The organism is Pedobacter sp. SG908 (genome assembly GCF_011759615.1).
Taxonomy (GTDB): domain Bacteria; phylum Bacteroidota; class Bacteroidia; order Sphingobacteriales; family Sphingobacteriaceae; genus Pedobacter; species Pedobacter riviphilus.
In genome coordinates, this window is record NZ_JAAOYY010000001.1 from 2,703,211 (window position 1) to 2,720,874 (window position 17,664).

The 17,664-nt window shown below is 39.9% G+C and carries 15 protein-coding genes; 6 read left to right on the top strand and 9 right to left on the bottom strand.

Translation table 11 applies throughout. The annotated features are described in order from the left end of the window. Positions 1–143 precede the first annotated feature (143 nt). Positions 144–911, bottom strand: a complete 768-nt coding sequence (locus FHT21_RS11055; RefSeq protein ID WP_167294722.1) for a helix-turn-helix transcriptional regulator — start codon at positions 909–911, stop codon at positions 144–146. 101 nt (positions 912–1,012) lie between these two features. On the opposite strand from FHT21_RS11055, the gene FHT21_RS11060 reads away from it, so the two are divergent. Then, positions 1,013–1,657, top strand: coding sequence for a DUF1349 domain-containing protein (locus FHT21_RS11060; protein WP_167294723.1), 645 nt, complete (start codon positions 1,013–1,015; stop codon positions 1,655–1,657). Positions 1,658–2,380: 723 nt separating this feature from the next. Here the strand turns inward: FHT21_RS11060 and FHT21_RS11070 are convergent. The 4 genes from FHT21_RS11070 to FHT21_RS11085 all read right to left on the bottom strand — a co-directional run bounded on the left by FHT21_RS11070 (position 2,381) and on the right by FHT21_RS11085 (position 8,544). After that, positions 2,381–2,818, bottom strand: a complete 438-nt coding sequence (locus tag FHT21_RS11070; RefSeq protein ID WP_167294725.1) for a hypothetical protein — start codon at positions 2,816–2,818, stop codon at positions 2,381–2,383. A 168-nt stretch (positions 2,819–2,986) separates the two neighbouring features. Then, entirely contained in the window at positions 2,987–6,115 is a 3,129-nt protein-coding gene (locus FHT21_RS11075; RefSeq protein ID WP_167294726.1) for a CusA/CzcA family heavy metal efflux RND transporter, read from the bottom strand. Between the two features lie 26 nt (positions 6,116–6,141). Then, positions 6,142–7,248, bottom strand: a complete 1,107-nt coding sequence (locus FHT21_RS11080) for an efflux RND transporter periplasmic adaptor subunit (RefSeq protein WP_167294727.1) — start codon at positions 7,246–7,248, stop codon at positions 6,142–6,144. 9 nt (positions 7,249–7,257) lie between these two features. Beyond that, positions 7,258–8,544: a TolC family protein gene (locus tag FHT21_RS11085; RefSeq protein ID WP_167294728.1), complete on the bottom strand. Its 1,287-nt coding sequence runs from the start codon at positions 8,542–8,544 to the stop codon at positions 7,258–7,260. A 294-nt stretch (positions 8,545–8,838) separates the two neighbouring features. On the opposite strand from FHT21_RS11085, the gene FHT21_RS11090 reads away from it, so the two are divergent. The 5 genes from FHT21_RS11090 (at position 8,839) to FHT21_RS11110 (ending at position 11,999) form a co-directional block, all read left to right on the top strand. Next, on the top strand, positions 8,839–9,312 hold the full coding sequence (locus FHT21_RS11090; RefSeq protein WP_167294729.1) for a hypothetical protein: 474 nt from the start codon (positions 8,839–8,841) through the stop codon (positions 9,310–9,312). Between the two features lie 28 nt (positions 9,313–9,340). Beyond that, complete coding sequence (locus FHT21_RS11095) at positions 9,341–9,562, top strand: hypothetical protein (RefSeq protein ID WP_167294730.1); 222 nt, start codon at positions 9,341–9,343, stop codon at positions 9,560–9,562. Positions 9,563–9,843: 281 nt separating this feature from the next. Beyond that, complete coding sequence (locus tag FHT21_RS11100; protein WP_167294731.1) at positions 9,844–10,311, top strand: hypothetical protein; 468 nt, start codon at positions 9,844–9,846, stop codon at positions 10,309–10,311. Between the two features lie 33 nt (positions 10,312–10,344). Further along, on the top strand, positions 10,345–10,560 hold the full coding sequence (locus FHT21_RS11105; RefSeq protein WP_167294732.1) for a hypothetical protein: 216 nt from the start codon (positions 10,345–10,347) through the stop codon (positions 10,558–10,560). A 287-nt stretch (positions 10,561–10,847) separates the two neighbouring features. After that, entirely contained in the window at positions 10,848–11,999 is a 1,152-nt protein-coding gene (locus tag FHT21_RS11110) for a glycosyltransferase family 87 protein (protein ID WP_167294733.1), read from the top strand. 404 nt (positions 12,000–12,403) lie between these two features. Here FHT21_RS11110 and FHT21_RS11115 read toward each other — a convergent pair whose 3' ends face one another. The 4 genes from FHT21_RS11115 to FHT21_RS11130 form a co-directional block, all read right to left on the bottom strand. Then, positions 12,404–12,994, bottom strand: coding sequence for a DUF6134 family protein (locus FHT21_RS11115; RefSeq protein WP_167294734.1), 591 nt, complete (start codon positions 12,992–12,994; stop codon positions 12,404–12,406). 229 nt (positions 12,995–13,223) lie between these two features. Then, on the bottom strand, positions 13,224–14,021 hold the full coding sequence (locus FHT21_RS11120) for a DUF4249 family protein (RefSeq protein WP_167294735.1): 798 nt from the start codon (positions 14,019–14,021) through the stop codon (positions 13,224–13,226). Positions 14,022–14,049: 28 nt separating this feature from the next. After that, complete coding sequence (locus FHT21_RS11125) at positions 14,050–16,611, bottom strand: carboxypeptidase-like regulatory domain-containing protein (RefSeq protein ID WP_167294736.1); 2,562 nt, start codon at positions 16,609–16,611, stop codon at positions 14,050–14,052. A gap of 50 nt (positions 16,612–16,661) precedes the next feature. Beyond that, complete coding sequence (locus tag FHT21_RS11130) at positions 16,662–17,660, bottom strand: FecR family protein (RefSeq protein ID WP_167294737.1); 999 nt, start codon at positions 17,658–17,660, stop codon at positions 16,662–16,664. Positions 17,661–17,664: the final 4 nt, after the last annotated feature.

Below are 17,664 nucleotides of genomic sequence, written 5' to 3' on the forward strand. Positions count from 1 at the left end.
CATTTAGATTTCAATATATACTGTATTCTTATGATTTGGGGTATCATCAAGTTCTAATATATACAGGTATTGGACAGAATACAACAGTATATATTTCCTGTCCCGCATTTCAAGTTCAACTGTGGAAGCCTTTCACAGCGATCTTATTTCAATAAACCCGTCGCCTCTGCAATTCTACATGCTTCGATCGCATTTGTTGCATTCAACTTTTGAAAAATATTCTGCCGGTGCCTGTTTACCGTATTAATGCTAATCGCTAATTTTTTCGATATTTCCCTACTCTTGAGTCCATAGCCGATCATTTGTAATATTTCTTTTTCCCTTTCCGATAAAATATCCCCGAATTTTTCCCGGTTTAGGTCGATCACAGTTCCGTTCTGGCTATTGATAATCAGTGCGTCAGGGCATCCCAGATCCGGGTGGTCGAAAATTCTATGGTACAGACAGAGCGCTAAGCTGATACTACCTTCGGCAGTACTGCTGATGTAGATCAACCGGTGCCTCAATGATACAATATTTCCATTTGCCCTGACCAGCCGAAGCCTGGTTACAGCTTCGAAATATGTACGTTCCTCTGGAGAAATCGCATTAAGTAACTGAAAAAACTGCAGTTCGAGTCGGATTTTTTTTTCCATGTCCTCCGGATTGATCAGCTGCAATAAATTATCTTCCCAGATCGAATCCACCTCGGGATCTGTTTTTTCCAGGCCCAACTGTGCCGCAATCGCTCCGTAATAAATATAGCTTTTACGTTTTTTCAGATCACTGAGCACGCTGATACAATTTTCCATCCTTGCATACATCTGAGCGATCAGCTTGCCCTCTTCAAGGTCCAAAACTGGTTTTGCAGGATCATTAAACTCCTGGCTGAACAATTTAATGTTAAGCAGATTACGTGTACTGTTCATCATATTTTAATGGTTAAATATAACCATTGCAGTGGTTTTTTATCCTTATTAATTTGCGGACTTAAACAACGGACATCGGGTTCCGGCAACAATAAAAGCAAAAAATGAAAAAAATCCTTACCGTAATTGGCCTCCTATTTATTTTTAGTAAAACATACGCACAGCGCCTAGAAAAACTGCAATGGTTCAACGAACCTGATAACTGGGAAATCAAAGGCAAAAGCCTAGTTATGCAGGTGACACCAAAAAGTGATTACTGGCGCATTTCGCATTATGGCTTCACAGTGGATGATGCACCATTTTATTACAGCACGTATGGTGGGGAGTTTGAGGCAAAGGTCAAGTTGACCGGTGCATATAAAGCCCGGTTTGACCAGATGGGACTGATGATCCGTACAGATCACAAAAACTATATCAAGACAGGTGTCGAATATGTGGATGGCAAGTTCAACGTAAGCACAGTGGTTACACACAATAAAAGCGACTGGAGCGTAACGACTTTAGACAAAATCCCTCCGTTTATCTGGATAAAAGTCGTTCGTAGGCTAGATGCAGTCGAAATATTTTATTCTTTGGACGATAAAACCTATATCATGACCCGCAATGCTCCATTGGAGGATAACGCACCGGTTCTTGTAGGATTAATGGCAGCCTCCCCTGACGGTGATGGCTTTGAGGCAAAATTTGAAAACTTTTCGGTCAAACACCTACCGGACCAACGCCGACTGGATTGGCTTAAAAATCACTAATAAGAGCTATAACAGCAGTCCTTGGCTCATCAACTTTTAAGGCAGCGTTATTTCTGCAGATAATAGAATGCTACCGTACTTAAAACCGTAGTCAGAAACATGCAGGAATATACTTGTTTCATTACCAAATATCTGATGAAATTGGATAACGTTCTAAAATCCCATAGCAGTTTTGTGGTAAATGAAGTGAAGCGGAATTTGAGCTATCCGCTTCACTAAAACAATGAGTACTAATAACAATTTAGTTAAGGTTTAAAGCCTGGTTATCGGCGTCAACAGCAAGTTGAATAAGGTGATGTACCAGAAAAGCATCAACTGTTCTTTCCGGAAGTAAAAAGCTGCAGCCGCCCGGTTTTAAAAGGATGCAAGATGAGTTTAAATGACTTGGATATAAATCCACATGGGACCTTGTTGAATCTTGGTCTTGTCTCCCGCGTATTAACCTTTAGGTTTCAGCTTCCAAAGCGGTTAACGATGTCAGCAAACCTTTTCCAAAATGGCAAAAGAAAAATTCCTCTAACAATCGGGACAATATCATAACCCATAGCTACACCATTGGTGAGCACAATACAGTTATTCATATATCGCAGCCTGTGTTTCCTGATCGGGCCGATGGTGTGATAGCCGATATAACATTTCATCATTAATACATGGCTTATTTTTCAAAAACCATAAATAAATTAAGCCCCTTATTGTGGCATTTATTTTGGTCTAGTTTTGAAACTATAACTTCCATTGCCTGTTAAAAGCGAGCTCCATAAAATTAAGCACAAGGGTTTGCCTGTTTTTTTTAAAAACAACAAGCTCCAATGATCCTTTTTCTTTAATTAGGGAATCACCTTTGGAAATAGCGCTGCGCCATTCAGGATAGATCTGGTAACGATATCCATTACTGAGTACCAGTGTATCCATTAACTTATTATTACGGCCAGGATGTATAGCATCTACCACTCCCTTAATGGCAATTACTTTATTTATTTGCAATATCCTGTTCGCAATACATCCCCTCAACAGTACAGAAATCAACAGACTGCCCATAACTACCGAACCCACTGCTATCAAGGCAGGAACTAATCCGTTGCGTCGTAAAAACTTCTGGTTAATCTTTTCTTTCAAACCTGCTAATCCCTTTGTGCTCTTTTTTATTTTTTTGGTGTGCATTATAATTTATAGCTTATTGATTCCAGCAGGTTTTATTAATTTACTGTTACAAGTTGCAAAAGGGAGCTACACAAGGCCCAATGTTTCTTTCATTTAGCCTTGTATATGCTCCTGTTGGTGCCTTCTATTTACCCAAAGGGCAACTGGTGTTAAATTCTTTAGTGTTTATCAGGATATGGACTGTTTTCTGTTTAGCACCTGCCTTTTATATGACCAGAAAAAAACTATTGGAAAAACAAACAGGTTGAAAACAGTATCGGTAACCAGCCCCCCTATTACTACTATGGCCAACGGTTTGGAAGCTTCCGATCCTATACCTGATGAAACAGCAGCTGGCAATAGGCCAATTGCGGCCATCATTGCCGTCATGATGACCGAACGGATACGGCTCCCCATCGCATTACGCAAGGCGTCGGTAAAAGTAGCGTCAGGATTTAACTTTAACTCCTCCATATTACTTTTAAATTTCGTCAAAAGGATCACTCCGTTTTGGATACAGATACCAAATAAGGCTATAAACCCTATTCCGGCAGAGATACTGAAATTAACATGGGTAATTAATAGCGCTAATATGCCTCCAGTGATGGCAAAGGGCACGTTATTCAACACCAGCAGGGAATCTTTTATGGAGCCAAAAAGAACAAATAAAATCAAAAAGATCGCCAGCAGACAAATGGGAACAACCAGTTGCAAACGGGCTGTTGCACGTTGCTGGTTCTCAAAATCACCTGCCCATTCTAAAAAGAAGCCTTTATCAAGCTTTACATTCTCTTTAATTTTCTTCTGCGCCTCGGCAATGGTGCTTCCCATATCGCGCCCCCTTATGGAGAATTTAATGGCACCATATCGCATACCATTATCTCGGTAAATGATACTCGGCCCGATCTTTTTTTCAATTGATGCAATTTCCTTCAAAGGAATTTTCGTTCCTGCAAGTGTTGGAACCCTTAGATCTCCAATGGCGTCTCCATTGTTCCTGAAACTTTCAGGATAACGGATCCTCAAATCAAACTTGCGTTCCCCTTCATAAATCTGCGTAGCAGACTGCCCGCCAATGGCCATTTGTATAACTGCATTGGCATCGGCTGTGGTTACACCATAAAGGGCCATTTTTGCTTGGTCTAACTTGATAAGCAGTTCGGGTTGACCAAGATTATACAAAATACCCAGGTCTTCAACACCTTTAATCCCCTTCATGATCTGATAGATCTTCTTTTCTTTTTCTTCGGTAACCTTAAGATCTTGTCCAAAAGTTTTGATTACAATTGAACCCTTTACGCCCGAAACCTCTTCGGCAACATTATCTGATATAGGCTGCGAAAAATTCAAATCTATCCCTGGAAAAATTTTGAGCCGCTCACTCATCATCCCAATGAGCTCGTCTTTGCTGATTTTCCTTGCCCATTCGTTCTTTGGAAACAGATCTACCAAAAATTCCTGATTGTAGAATCCTGTTGGGTCACTCCCTCCATCTGGCCTACCCGTCTGGGAAATAACCTGCTTAACCTCGGGGAATGCTAAAAAAATCCTTCTCATCTGATCGGATAATTTGACCGATTCAGTTAAAGAAGTGCTCAGGGGCCCCGTTGCCCTCACATAGATCGAACCCTCATTTAGTTGCGGCAAAAACTCTGAGCCTACAAACTTGAAACAGACCAGGCCAGTAACCATGAATGCCAGAGCAGTAAAAAAACTTGTCCGTTTGTTCCTGAAACAAGCATCAAATGCAGAAATACAATTACGGCTAAGCCAAACGATAAACAAATTGTCTTTTTCGCGCACATTCTTTTTTAATAAGAAACTTGCCAATACCGGTACCACTGTAAAAGTAAGCAGCAAGGCCCCAAGTAAAGCAAAGCCTAAGGTCCAAGCCAGCGGAGAAAACATTTTTCCTTCTACCTTCTGAAAGCTGAAGATGGGCAGCAATCCGGCAATGATGATCATTTTGGCAAAGAAAATCCCTTTACCATTTACCAGGCATGCTTTTTTGATCAGGCTAAATTTGCTTAACTTATTAAATTTATCCATCCCCATTTCTTTTGCCTTATGATCGAGAATCACAAAAATCCCCTCCATCATTACAACAGCCCCATCAATGATGATCCCGAAATCTATTGCGCCCATAGAAAGCAGGTTTGCAGGCATTCCTTTCAATTTCAGACAGATAAAAGCAAAAAGAAGGGCCAATGGAATAACTACCGATACAATTACTGTAGTTCTCCAATCGGCCATGAACAAGAATACTACCAGCGTAACCAGCACAATACCCTCCATCATATTGTGAAGGACAGTATTTGTGGCATAACTGATCAATACTTCCCGGTCGTAGAAAGTTTTAACCTTCACATCATCAGGTAAGAGGTCTTGATTAAGTTTGTTGATCACAACCTTTAGCTTCTCAATTACCTCACTAGGGTTTTCTCCTTTACGCATCTGCACTATTCCTTCAACGGCATCAGGGTCTGTATCCCTTCCTACCTGGCCAAGCCTTGGCAACGAAGATTCGGTTACTTCACCAATATTTTTCACATACACGGGAAGCCCCTTAATATGAGTAATAATGATATTTTTGATTTCATCGATATTATTCAGGAGCCCGATACCCCTTACCACAAATGCCTGCCCGTTCTGCTCAATCACATCCCCCCCCACGTTTACATTGCTTTTGGAAACCGCTGAGAATATTTCTACCGGCGTTACCCCAAATTCAAGGGCCTTCTTAGGATCAACCGTAATCTGATAGGTTTTTGTTTCTCCACCAAAACTGGTTACATCAGCAACCCCTGGAACTGCCCTGATTTCTTTTTCTACTACCCACTGTTGAATAGTTTTCAGTTCTTTTATTGATTTTTTATTGCTAGTTAGGGTAAATCTAAAAATTTCGCCCGTTGGTCCGTATGGCGGTTGTATAACAGGGCTTACCCCATCGGGCAGGCTGGCCATGCCAATAAGATTGTTGGCCTGCAGCCTGGCAAACGCATAATCTACCCCATCAATAAAACTGATTTTAATTACCGATAGCCCGAAAAGGGATGACGACCTAATCGTCATTTTTTTCTCAGCAGGGTTCATTGCAATTTCTATTGGCCTGGTAATAAACTTTTCAACCTCTTCGGCACTTCTGCCAGGCCATTGGGTAATAATGGTAACGGTGGTATTGGTTACGTCTGGAAATGCATCTATGGGTGTATTTTTAAAACTGATATAGCCCGCAACCGTTAAAATGAACGTGAGCAAAAAAATGAAAAACCTATTTTTCAGGGAAAAAGCGAGGACAGATTTGATGAATTTATTCACAAGATTGATTATAATAAAAGTCTAACTTAGTTTTTAAGGGATTGGTAGAGGTAAACTTGCCTCGAGGCGATCACGCGATCGCCCTCATTAAGGCCTTTGTTAATAAAAACGATATCCTCCATCCGCTTGGCCAGCTCCACCTCCTGGATGCGCACATGCGCTTTTTTATCCAACACCAAAACATAGTTTCTGTCTTTATCGAAAACCAGGCAGCGGCTATTCACAAAAGGCAGCCGATCGCCTGAATGGCCTGTTACATTTACATTCGCAAACATCCCTGGCTTCAGCGCAAAATCTGTATTTTTGATCTTCACCCTTGCACGCATTACCCGGTTATCCTGGTCAAGAATGTCGTATATCTTATCTATTTTACCCTCAAAAACTTTGTCAGGATAAGAAATGGTAGAAATGCTCACCAGATCACCGGTCTTAATTTTAGAAACATCAGACTCATAAATATTTAAAATGGCCCAAACTGTAGAAAGATCTGCCACTGTAAACAGGTTTTGTCCATTATCTGTCCGTACCTGCATATTGGTGGTCACATTTTTTTCAATCACAAATCCGGAGATTGGTGCCCTTAACTCGTATGCCAACTTTGAATTGCCTTTATTAATGCCCATCACCACCTTACTCCTCTGGGTTTCGGCTTTTGCTTTTAGATAGTCGCCTTTGGCCGCTTCGAGATCCTTTTGAGAGGTAAGACCACTTTTATAGAGATCTTGTGCAACTTCCAATGCCCGGCGGCTATTTCTTAATTCGGTTTGGGATACAACAGCATCTTTAGCAAAACCTGCCATTTCAGGGCTTTTCAGTGTGGTGAGCAATTGCCCCTGTTTAACGGCATCACCTTGCTGAATGGCAACATTTCCTGCTATTCCACTAACCAGGGGAAAAATTTTGATCATTTTACTTTCATCTGCCTGTATTTTACCACTTAAGGTAATTAAAGAACTCTGGGGAGCAATTTTAACGGTATCTACCAAAAGCTGCTTGATCAGTTCGTTTGTAACGGCGAATTTTTCTTTTTTTCCATTGGTTTTCCCAGATATGCGAGTGCAGCCCGAAGAGTACATAAAAAGGCAAGCGCACATGCCCGTAATTAGATATCTGTTTAAAAATTGATTGTTCATGACAAGTGTTTAAGGGTTAAAGAATTGGCTTGCGGTTAAGAAATTGATTTTTTCCAAAGCGGTTATCCTTTGAAGCTGAAGATTATTCATTTGGATAACATTGGCTTTAAAAGAGGTATATAGATCTAAAAATTCGACAAGGCTAATGTTGCGTTTCTCATAATTTTTATATACCTCATTAATGAGTTGCTGATAATTATTTCTAAATTTCGGGTCGAATGTTTGATACACTTTTTCGAGTTTGACCGCATCTTCATAACCTGCTGTCAGTTCGTTTTGAACAGTGTTCTGCTGATCTTGTAATAAAACTTTGCTCTGATCTAACATTACCTTGGCTAGCCTGATATTGCCCTGGTTCCTATTGAAGATCGGCAATGGAATGGAGATACCTCCTGAAACATATTGAAGACCATATCCGGCTTTTTTATCATAATTCAGTGAAAGGGTGATATCAGGATATGCCATAGCCTTTTGAAGCTTCAGGTTGGCCATATTGTAATTGATATTGGACTTTGCTATTTTTAAATCCTGCCTGTTTAAAAGTGCCGAATCCAACAAAGTCTGGAAAGGCATTTTGCTAATATCTATGCCATTGCCTATCCCACCACCTAAGTCTGGCTTAACCACAAGTTTTCCATCTGCACCGATAAGCTGACTCAGTTCTGCCTGGAGTGCATGCGTTTGGGTGATCAGACCAGCCTGTTCACTCTGGATAGAATATACCAAAGACTGTATACGGAGTACTTCTTTCTGAGAAATATTACCCTTTTGGTTCAGTAACTGGAAAGCCTGAAGTGTTTTTTGCAAGGATGTGATCTCCTGTTGGTATAAATTGATCGACTGCTGCAAATAATAAAGGTTGTAAAAATTACTCCTTAAACTGAACTTTAACGTTCTTACCAGGTCAAAAAACTCATACCTGGCATTTTCTGAATTTACCTTGGCCAGCTGCAGGGCTTTATTCCGCTTTCCGGCGGTGAGGATAAGTTGGGAGATTCCATAAGTCTGCTGACTAAACACATTGGTATCACGACTTTTCGTGTACAGCCCCTGACCGAATGCGAACACCGGATTGGGGAATAGTTTTGAAGTTAACATTTCTGCATTGGCCCGGTCGATATTATAATGCTGGGCAATCAGTTTAAGGTTATTGCTTAAAAATTTGGCCTCTATTTGGGGAAGGGATAAACTTATGGTGTCCCTATTCTGGGCATGTAGCCTGAAGCTTGATAGACAAATCAAACAAACCGCTAAAAACTGGCTTAAGTAGATCTTTTGGAAACGAAGTATACGCATTGAATAAGTTTGGATATTTTGAATTTGACTCTAAGACACCAGGTTTGAAAAATAGTCCTAACATGGTTATCCAATAAAAAATTCAGATCAAAGCGGATACTAGCTGCAGTCGGAAGATTATACCTGGTAATAAAAAAAACATTAATACAACCTTACCAGGTGCCTTTATCATGATTTTGATACTGGGAAGGCTTTTTTAAAAAACCATTAGGACTTTATATTGAAACTGCGGTCTTAGAGAAAAGTCCTCAGGAAAAAAGAAAATGGACTGTATTACACAACATTAAATTCAACATGAAAACACCAATTAAAATCAACCATATTGCTGCCATCGGGATGATATGCCTGACAGTAATTTCAACAAGTGCCTGTAAGAAAACTACGTTGCAAAAACCTAATTCATCACGTTCCAAGGAAGTCACCTACCGGGTAAGCTCGGTAATGGATGCCAGTATGACCAAAAGCGGTTCGAAGGCTTCGGGAGATCTATCAGGCGCATACGCTGCCAACAGCAAAAAACTGGTATTTGTACTGAACTTTAAAGAGATCGATCCTACTTTGATCGAATTCAGAAATGAAAAAAATGCCGTGGTAGGTACCATCAAAAAGCCAAAAGCAAATTATGTTTCCCCTGTTAAAGGGGAGGTAATTTTAGGCACTGTAGACCCGGTGAGTTTAATGGGTCAAAAAATCTCTGTACACCTTATTTCCACCCAATTTCCCAAGGGCGAAATAAGTGGCCACCTATCAGTAAAAAACAGTAATTAATTCATATAAACAATAAATTAAAAACACCATGAAAATTAAATCAATTTTAAAAAGCAGCATGTTTGCCTTAGTGGCAGCAACTTTGTTAACTTCAACAGTTAGTGCACAAACTAAACCATCTCACAAACCATCAAAAAAGGATACGGCCAAAAAGGAACTTGCGGCAAAAGCTCCTAAAAAAGAGGAGAAAAAAGATCCGGCAGTCGGCAGCAGGCCGGTAATGCAGCCTAAACCGGCAAAGAAAAATTAATTTACCAGAGGTGCCAAAACAGATTTGGCACCTCTTTTTTTCTTTATTCATCGAATGTTGTGCGCTGTACTGTAATTGCACATCTAAATTGTCACGCGGAGAGCCTAGCCTGTACTGAGCTTGAAAGTATTACCCCCTTTAAGACGGTACCGCTATCGGCATTTTGGCGCTCAAAAAACTTTTTGAAAAAAACATTAGGACTTTGGACAAAAAAAGTGGTCTTAAAGATAAGTCCACAGAAAAAAAGAAAATGGACTGTATTACACACTATTTAGTTTAACATGAAAATACAAATTAGATTCAATCATATTGCTGCCATCGGGATGATATGCCTGACAATAATTTCAATGAGTGCCTGCAAGAAAAGTATGCAACAAAAATCTGATTCATCTCGATCACAGCAAGCCACCTACCGGTTAAGTTCGATTATCGATGCCAGTACAACCAAAACCGGTTCAAAAGCTTCAGGAAACCTATCGGGGCTATACTCTACCACCAGCAGAAAATTGATCTTTGCCCTCAAATTTAAAGAGATTGAGCCCACTTTGATCGAATTCAGAAATGAAAAAAATGCTGTGGTAGGCACCATCAAAAAAGCAAAGTATGTTTCCCCGGTTAAAGGTGTGCTAATTTTAGGCGCTGCAGACCAAGCGAGTTTAACAGACCAAAAAATCTCTGTACACCTTATTTCCACCCAGTTTCCCAACGGCGAAATAAGTGGCCCCCTATCAGTAAAAAACAGTAATTAATTAATATAAACGATAAATTAAAACACCATGAAAATGAAATCAATTTTGAAAAATAGCATGTTTACCTTGGTGGTAGCAGCTTTGTTAACTTCAACAGTTAGTGCACAGACAAAACCATCTCAAAAACCATCAAAAAAGGATACAGCCAAAAAAGAACTTGCGGCAAAAGCTCCTAAAAAAGAGGAGAAAAAAGATCCGGCAGTAGGCAGCAGGCCAGTAATGCAGCCAAAACCTGCAAAGAAAAATTAATTTGCTTAGGGTGCCAAAATAAGTTTGGCACCCGTTTTTGCTTTTATCCATCAAAATGAAACCATTCGATCTTATTGAGTGGTTTTTGCTTATTACTACAGGCCATATATTACGTTCTTACAGATTGAAGTTTCCAAAGGCAGCGACTTAGTTATTGATACCAATCCATACAGATTGCTGGAATGGGAATTACCTTTCTTAAGCAGCAATAAAATATTGCAACACATCAAGTTTAAACCAGATTTGCCTTCATTCTACTTGAGATATAGATTTATATAAAATCAGACATGATACCATCCAATTCTCTTGAAAAACCTTTCTACCTGCAGAAAAGATTCGTCCTGCTGTTATGGGTATTAGTTACCATGATATTTGTTATCGATTCATGGATAACCAACAGGCTTAACAATTACCTGATTTTTGAGAACACCATCAGAAACCTTTTGGAAAGAAAGTCGCTTTATGCCTTTTATCCGCATTTCCATGAAGATGCAAATCATTACGGACCTGCTTTTAGCCTCATCATTGCGCCTTTTGCGCTGTTACCCAACTATCTTGGTCTGCTTTGCTGGAACCTGTTTAATTGTATGGTACTTTTTGGGGCGATACAAACGCTGCCAGTAAGCAAAGACCATCGGCAGGCTATTGGCCTAATTGCTATTCCCTGCCTCATTGAATCGATGCTTAACCAACAATTTAATCCTATAGCTGGCGCGTTGATCATTTTAAACTATACCCAGCTTAACCGCTCGAAAGGGTTTATTGCATCATTTTTTATGATGCTTGGGATTTTCGTTAAACTTTATGGCATTATTGGCCTGGCATTCTTTTTCTTTATTAAAGACAAGCCCAGGTACATCATTTATTCGGTGTTTTGGGCGATTATATTTTTTCTGGTCCCTATGATTTTTAGCTCACCTGCGTACATCCTGAATGCTTACCAGGAATGGTTTAGCTCATTGTCCGAAAAAAATGCGCTTAATGTGCTTGGAGCAGGAATTGACATGTCGATTATGGGCTTTTTCAGGAGCCTTTTGCAATTGCCCCACCTAAGCAATACCCTATTTCTGTTTACAGGCGCAATTTTGTTTGCCATCCCCTATTTAAATCACCGCAGGCTTAGGAATACTGACTTTCAACTGCTTATCCTTTCTTCGGCATTGATTTTTCCGGTTATTTTTAGCACCGGAGCAGAAGATTGTACTTTTATCATCGCCGTACTAGGCGTAGGGATCTGGTACATCAAGGAGGAAAATAAGATGTTAAAGAATATACTGCTCCCTGTGTTGCTGTTAATTACCTGCAATTTCCCCCTGCTTTTTTTTCCGGTTTATGCAAAAAGCCGCCCCTTGTTACTCTCCATAATCAGTTTTATCTATTTCGTAGTTTGGCTACGGGTGCTATTCAACGCCTTTGTTATAAGGTTGCCGGATAAGTAAAGCACAGGATTTTATCTCTTGTGATGAAAAACAGGAATGAGATATGTATCGTGCCTTTAGCTAATTTCGCAATTTGTAAACTTAGGTAGGCTATGGTACCTTAAGTGATCATAAGAGTGCTATTTAATTAGCCACCTGAGAACATCTAAGATGTTGAACGATCTACACAATAAAAAATGATTATAAGCTACTTGCACAAGAATCACTATAAACAGAGTAAAGCGAAATTAGGAGCCCGAAGCTCAGTTAAACTAAATCTCTCCGGGAATCGTCACCCATCATTAGTTTCAGGGACTTTCACGAGAGATAAATCGCTCACCCGAACGTTGGGGACTGCGCTTCAGTAGAGATGACGACCATCTTTATCGGCCGCGGTAAATGATTATGAAAAAAGTATGTTGCGATCAGACGCGTTTTAATTTTAATTTTAAAAACGGCGTACTCAGCTCTATTGCAGCGCATTTTCCATTAACGTAGGTATATTGATTATAGCTGCCATTACGTAAGGGGATTTGATAGGTATGTGCTGATTTATTGACAATTTTAACGTTTTGCAAAAGGTTATCTGCATAAATATGCTGGCGGCCAACAGGTTCTAAGAACAGTATACTCAAAAAATTTGAACGGATTTCAGGAACATCAACTGATTGAACCGTTCCTTCATCAATGGCACTGTAAACTCCGTTGGCTATTTTGGTCTGTTTATTGGCCCGTACCTTACCATTAACTTTTCGCAATACTGTAGAATATTTCAATATTCCTTTTTCGAACATGGCTTCTTCATGCCCTTCAATAAGAATGCTTTTAAGCACCACATTAAAACTCGCTGTAAAGTTCAGCTTGATAACGCAGTCCATATCATTGCCTGTTTTAGTGATCAACATCTTCCCCACGTTCTTTTCATTGTAGAACACATCATAAGTATGCGATTGCGACTGTGCAAACACAAATTGAACAGTCAGTGCCAATATTGCAATTAATAAATACTTCTTCATATCATTTTATCTATCTATCGTTGAACAGTGTTACATGTTGAAAAATCAACAGGTGTTTTTTAATAATGACAGTAGATACGCAGAAAAGTCCCAATATGGGATAACTCCTGGCTGGGGTTAAGAAGTTACTTGTGCTTTTTGAGGCCAGTGGTTACCTCAAAATGCAGCGTCAACAGGTAACAGGAACCCTATTGTTTGCCAGGCCCGAAACGTTAAAGCAATTGTTCACTCAGTTACCAGCCAATGTTTTTAATGTGCGTTGTTGCATTTCTACGTCTGTTGCATAAAAAAAGCCGCTTGCATTGCCAGAAATATTGCCTTTAACATCTCCCGGAACGGAAGAGAGTAGCCCCTTCCAGTCCGTTTCCTGAAAAAGGTTATACAGGTAAGTGCTGTACGCTTCAGAAAGTGAAAATTTATAAATATTAACACTATCATTTATTCCCAGATCGAGCACCCTTGCCTCTTGTGTCAAAGGATGCAGGGCATTCGGGGTTCCGAAAACATGCGAATAGCTGAAAGGGAAACTTTCGTCGAATTTATTCTCGGTCCAGGTTTTCCCCTGCACCAAAATCAGCCATTTTTGTGCTACCGATGTACTGAAAGTATGTTTTGGTATGGTAAGCCGGTATCCTCCATTTCTGCTGGTTACAACGGCCGGAACATAAGAGGCATCTATAGGTAAAACGGGCTGCAGTGTATCGGTTGCCATATATTTTTTATTGTTATAGATAACAGTAAGCGTATAGCCCTTAAAAAAATTTTTATTCTGTACTACCTCACCAGAATAAATTCCTGTAGAAGAAATCTCCTTAAATGGAATATCATTTTGGCCATCGTTAATGCTCACTGTAGCATTCGAAACAGGCGTTACATTATCCTGATCTAAGGTAGCCGGTTTTGTAAGCCTGATGAACTGCCAGGTAGTATAGGTACTGATGCCGCCTTCTATAGTCAAATCATAGGGTATTTTAGCAACAGGTTCATCCTTTTTACATCCCAGAAAAAGAAAAACTGTTGCCATCATCGGTAAAACTGATTTTAAACACATAATCTTAAAATTTGAAGGTATAAGATGCGCCTAATGTTCTGCCCGAAAAGGACTGCTGATCAAAGTTCAACTCTTGCAGATTCTGCTGATTGATCCTATAAAATAATGGAGACCTATGGTTATAAACATTAAACAAACCAACACTAAAAGTATTGAACCAATTTCTATTCCATGCCCTTAAAGAAGCCGGGGTCCATTGTATGGTAAGATCCAACCGGTGATAATCGGGCATTTTAGAAGAATTCCTATCGCTGTAGATGGGAACTTTCAAACCGTTCTGTTCATAATAACCAATTGGAGAGGTCACCGGACGGCCTGTGCTATAGGTGAAAAAAGAATTTGCTGAAAAGTTTCTGGAAATCTGATAAGACAAATTTAACTTCAGAACATGGGGGATGTTATACCCGGCCGGATACCGCTTTCCCTCATTGATACCGTTTATTGTACGGAAAACTTTAGAAAAGGCATACATTAAATCCCCCTTAAAGTTACCTACGTTTTTAGAAAAGGAAAACTCCATTCCATAAGCATTTGAAAAACCCGGACGCAGTTCGCCCTCTATAAAACTATTGGAGATAAGCTGTGCATGATCAGTTAATTCAAGCTGGTTTTGCATTTTCTTATAATACAGATCAAAGGTATAATTTCCTCCAAGTAAAACATCTTTGTATCGTAGGGATACAAAATCTGATCGTTGGGGCAACAGGTTTATTCCTGAAGGAATCCAGCTTTCTAAAGAAGAGAATGCCAGTTCATCATTTTGCACCAGCTGTAGATACTGGTAATTCCGGTTATAACTCAACAGGACTGATCTGTTGCCGCCAAGCATATATTGTAAAGATAACCTCGGCTCAAAGCGCAAAAAGGCTTTTTTATTTCCCTCGTCTACAATGACAGGCTCAAACTGCTCGTTCAGGTCATAAGTTCTTTCATTTGAAATCGTATTAAAAAAACTCATCCTGAGTCCGTAATGCAGCTTAAAGTTTTTCCAGGCAGAGAGTTTATGCGAAACATAAAGCGCATGCTCATCTGCCCTTACACGCGAAATATTATTGTAAATTGCACTACTGCTCTCCCCAGGGATAAAAAGGTGATAAATACTGCTAAAGCCATAAAGAAACTGGTTACGGGGATTGGGATAATTGATAAAATCTCCTTTTACAGTTAGGTCCCGGATCCCGGTGATCCATCTGTTGGTTCCCTGCGAGGAATCTGCGTTGATACTTAAGGTATTTTTGTAATTGCTATAGATTGCCGAAAGATTAACAAAGTGTTTTGGACCAAAAATGTGGTTCCACCTCAGCGTAGAAGTCTGATTCCCCCATTTATTGAGGTATCCGTTAGATGAATTAACCCTGTCCCTCCCTACATAAGCTGAAAAGAAAACCCTGTTATTTTGACTTAATTTGTAATTCACCTTAAAATTCAGGTCATAGTAGGCCGGGCGGAGGTTAAACAATTCAAGGTCATGGCTTAAAAGATTATTAAGGCTCCTCCTGGCGGCAAAAAGAAAAGAGCTTTTGTCTTTAACTATCGGCCCTTCCAACGAAGCCCTTGCTGTGAGCAAACTGACCCCTCCTTTTAAATGCAGTTGTTTATCATCTCCATCAGCTGTGCGTACATCGATAACGGAAGAAAGACGGCCACCGAAGTTTGCAGGGATGGCTCCAGTATAGGTCTGGATATTTTTTAAGGCATCAGGGTTAAAAACAGAGGTCAAGCCAAAAAGATGCGAAGGGTTATATACCGTGGCCTCATCAAGGATGATCAGGTTCTGGTCTTTATTTCCGCCCCGTACAAACATGTAACTACTGCCCTCTGTTAAAGCGGTAACCCCATTTTCCATTTGAAGCGCTTTAATAAGGTCGCTTTCTCCCTTAAAATACGCTCGCTGGCGGCCATTGTCCCAGTTAAATGTTTTTCCTGGATTTAAGAAGGCCAATGAATCTTTTTCATCGGGTTGGCTGATCTGAATTTCTGCCAGTTCTTTAACCTGTTTCCGCATACGGAATACCCGGTTTTCATTCAAGACTAAAGAACAGGTGCTTTTAAGCGTGGTATAACCAATAAGGCTAACCTGGATTTCATACCTCCCGGGCGGAACCGTAAGTGAATAAAAACCATAACCATTACTTGCAACCCCCTGCCTAAGTTCCGGGATATATAAACTCGCGCCGATAAGATCTTCACCACTTTCAGCATCAACGATCCTGCCGCTTAAGCTCACTTTATCCAATGGGACAATAATAACCTCGTTGTGGAGTGTCTTATAGGTCAGGCCTGTTCCGGCAAGTATGGTGCGGAGTACTTCTGCAATGGACACATTTACGAATTCCTGATCAACTTTGTTCTCTTCAGGGATTAATTCGGGATCGTATGATAAGGGCAACGAATACCTGCTGCTCATCAGGTCAAGGGCCTGTGAAACAGAAAGATTTGACAAATGAACACTAACCTTTCTGTTCAGGGCACTCTGCTGCCCAAAAGCATTAACCTTTGGAAATAAAAAAACACAAAAAACAATAATTTTTAGCGGAACGAAATTCTTTTCTGTGATTTTATTCATTTACAAATATCGCACATTAATACTGTTGGTTAAATTTTCTACAAATAAAACTAAGGATTGGTTAAGGTAAAACCTCCATTTGTATTTACAACCGTTAGGTTAAGTGAAGTTCCGATGATCTGCATAATTTCTTCAATAGATTTTTGTTTAAAATAGGCGGTCAACCGGCGTTCCCTAAGTTCACCATTTTGAAAAATAATTTTGGTTCCATATATCTTCTCCAGATCCCTGGAGACTACTTCAAGCGGGCTTTGTTTATAGTGTAACGTTTTATCATACCATGATCTGTAATTAATATCCTCATTTTTGCTTTTGGTAATGGCTTTGGTAGCGCGATCCAGAACACCCTTATCCTGCGGATCTAACATTACCCTGTTTTTGATCCCTTTGTATTCCATCGCAACTTTTCCGCTATTCACAATAACAGTTACTGATCCGGGCTCAATGTTCAAATTAAAGCTGGTGCCCAGGTCCATTACCCTAAGGTCTCCGGTCTGAATGGAAAACGGATTTTTCGGGTTATGCTTCACGTTAAAATAGGCTTCTCCATGGCTGAGTTTTACTTTCCTAGACATGGAGAAATCGCGTTTGTTATAACTTAACGAACTGTTCTGATTTAAAATCACTTCACTTCCATCAGGCAATATTAAGTGATAGCGTTCTTTTTTTCTCGTTTGCACCAGTTGTTCGCCACTATTTTTCCAGAAGTTTATGGCAACCAATATACCAATGAGCAATACCGCCGCGGCAGACCACCTTAAATAATTTACTTTTTTCAGCTTTACAACCTTATGGTCCGGGGTTTCATTGTCTTTAAAAGCCAATGCACTGAACTTTTGCCATGATTTTTCTGTATCCAAACGTTTTTTTTCGCCGAGTAGCTCTGCATTTCTGGAAATTTCAACAATTTCCTGGTAAATATCCATATGCTCCGGGGCCTCCGCTTTCCACTTTTCCAGTATCGCACGATCATGGTTTGAAAGGTTTCCATTCAACTCATCCAGAATAAGCTGGTAAGGGATTTCATCTTGAGTATAATTTTCTTTCATATCT

Coding starts and splice junctions, on each gene's coding strand:
- FHT21_RS11055 (WP_167294722.1), bottom strand. CDS start 911: ATGATGAACAGTACACGTAATCTGCTTAACATTAAATTGTTCAGCCAG.
- FHT21_RS11060 (WP_167294723.1), top strand. CDS start 1,013: ATGAAAAAAATCCTTACCGTAATTGGCCTCCTATTTATTTTTAGTAAA.
- FHT21_RS11070 (WP_167294725.1), bottom strand. CDS start 2,818: ATGCACACCAAAAAAATAAAAAAGAGCACAAAGGGATTAGCAGGTTTG.
- FHT21_RS11080 (WP_167294727.1), bottom strand. CDS start 7,248: ATGAACAATCAATTTTTAAACAGATATCTAATTACGGGCATGTGCGCT.
- FHT21_RS11085 (WP_167294728.1), bottom strand. CDS start 8,544: ATGCGTATACTTCGTTTCCAAAAGATCTACTTAAGCCAGTTTTTAGCG.
- FHT21_RS11090 (WP_167294729.1), top strand. CDS start 8,839: ATGAAAACACCAATTAAAATCAACCATATTGCTGCCATCGGGATGATA.
- FHT21_RS11095 (WP_167294730.1), top strand. CDS start 9,341: ATGAAAATTAAATCAATTTTAAAAAGCAGCATGTTTGCCTTAGTGGCA.
- FHT21_RS11100 (WP_167294731.1), top strand. CDS start 9,844: ATGAAAATACAAATTAGATTCAATCATATTGCTGCCATCGGGATGATA.
- FHT21_RS11105 (WP_167294732.1), top strand. CDS start 10,345: ATGAAATCAATTTTGAAAAATAGCATGTTTACCTTGGTGGTAGCAGCT.
- FHT21_RS11110 (WP_167294733.1), top strand. CDS start 10,848: ATGATACCATCCAATTCTCTTGAAAAACCTTTCTACCTGCAGAAAAGA.
- FHT21_RS11115 (WP_167294734.1), bottom strand. CDS start 12,994: ATGAAGAAGTATTTATTAATTGCAATATTGGCACTGACTGTTCAATTT.
- FHT21_RS11120 (WP_167294735.1), bottom strand. CDS start 14,021: ATGATGGCAACAGTTTTTCTTTTTCTGGGATGTAAAAAGGATGAACCT.
- FHT21_RS11125 (WP_167294736.1), bottom strand. CDS start 16,611: ATGAATAAAATCACAGAAAAGAATTTCGTTCCGCTAAAAATTATTGTT.
- FHT21_RS11130 (WP_167294737.1), bottom strand. CDS start 17,660: ATGAAAGAAAATTATACTCAAGATGAAATCCCTTACCAGCTTATTCTG.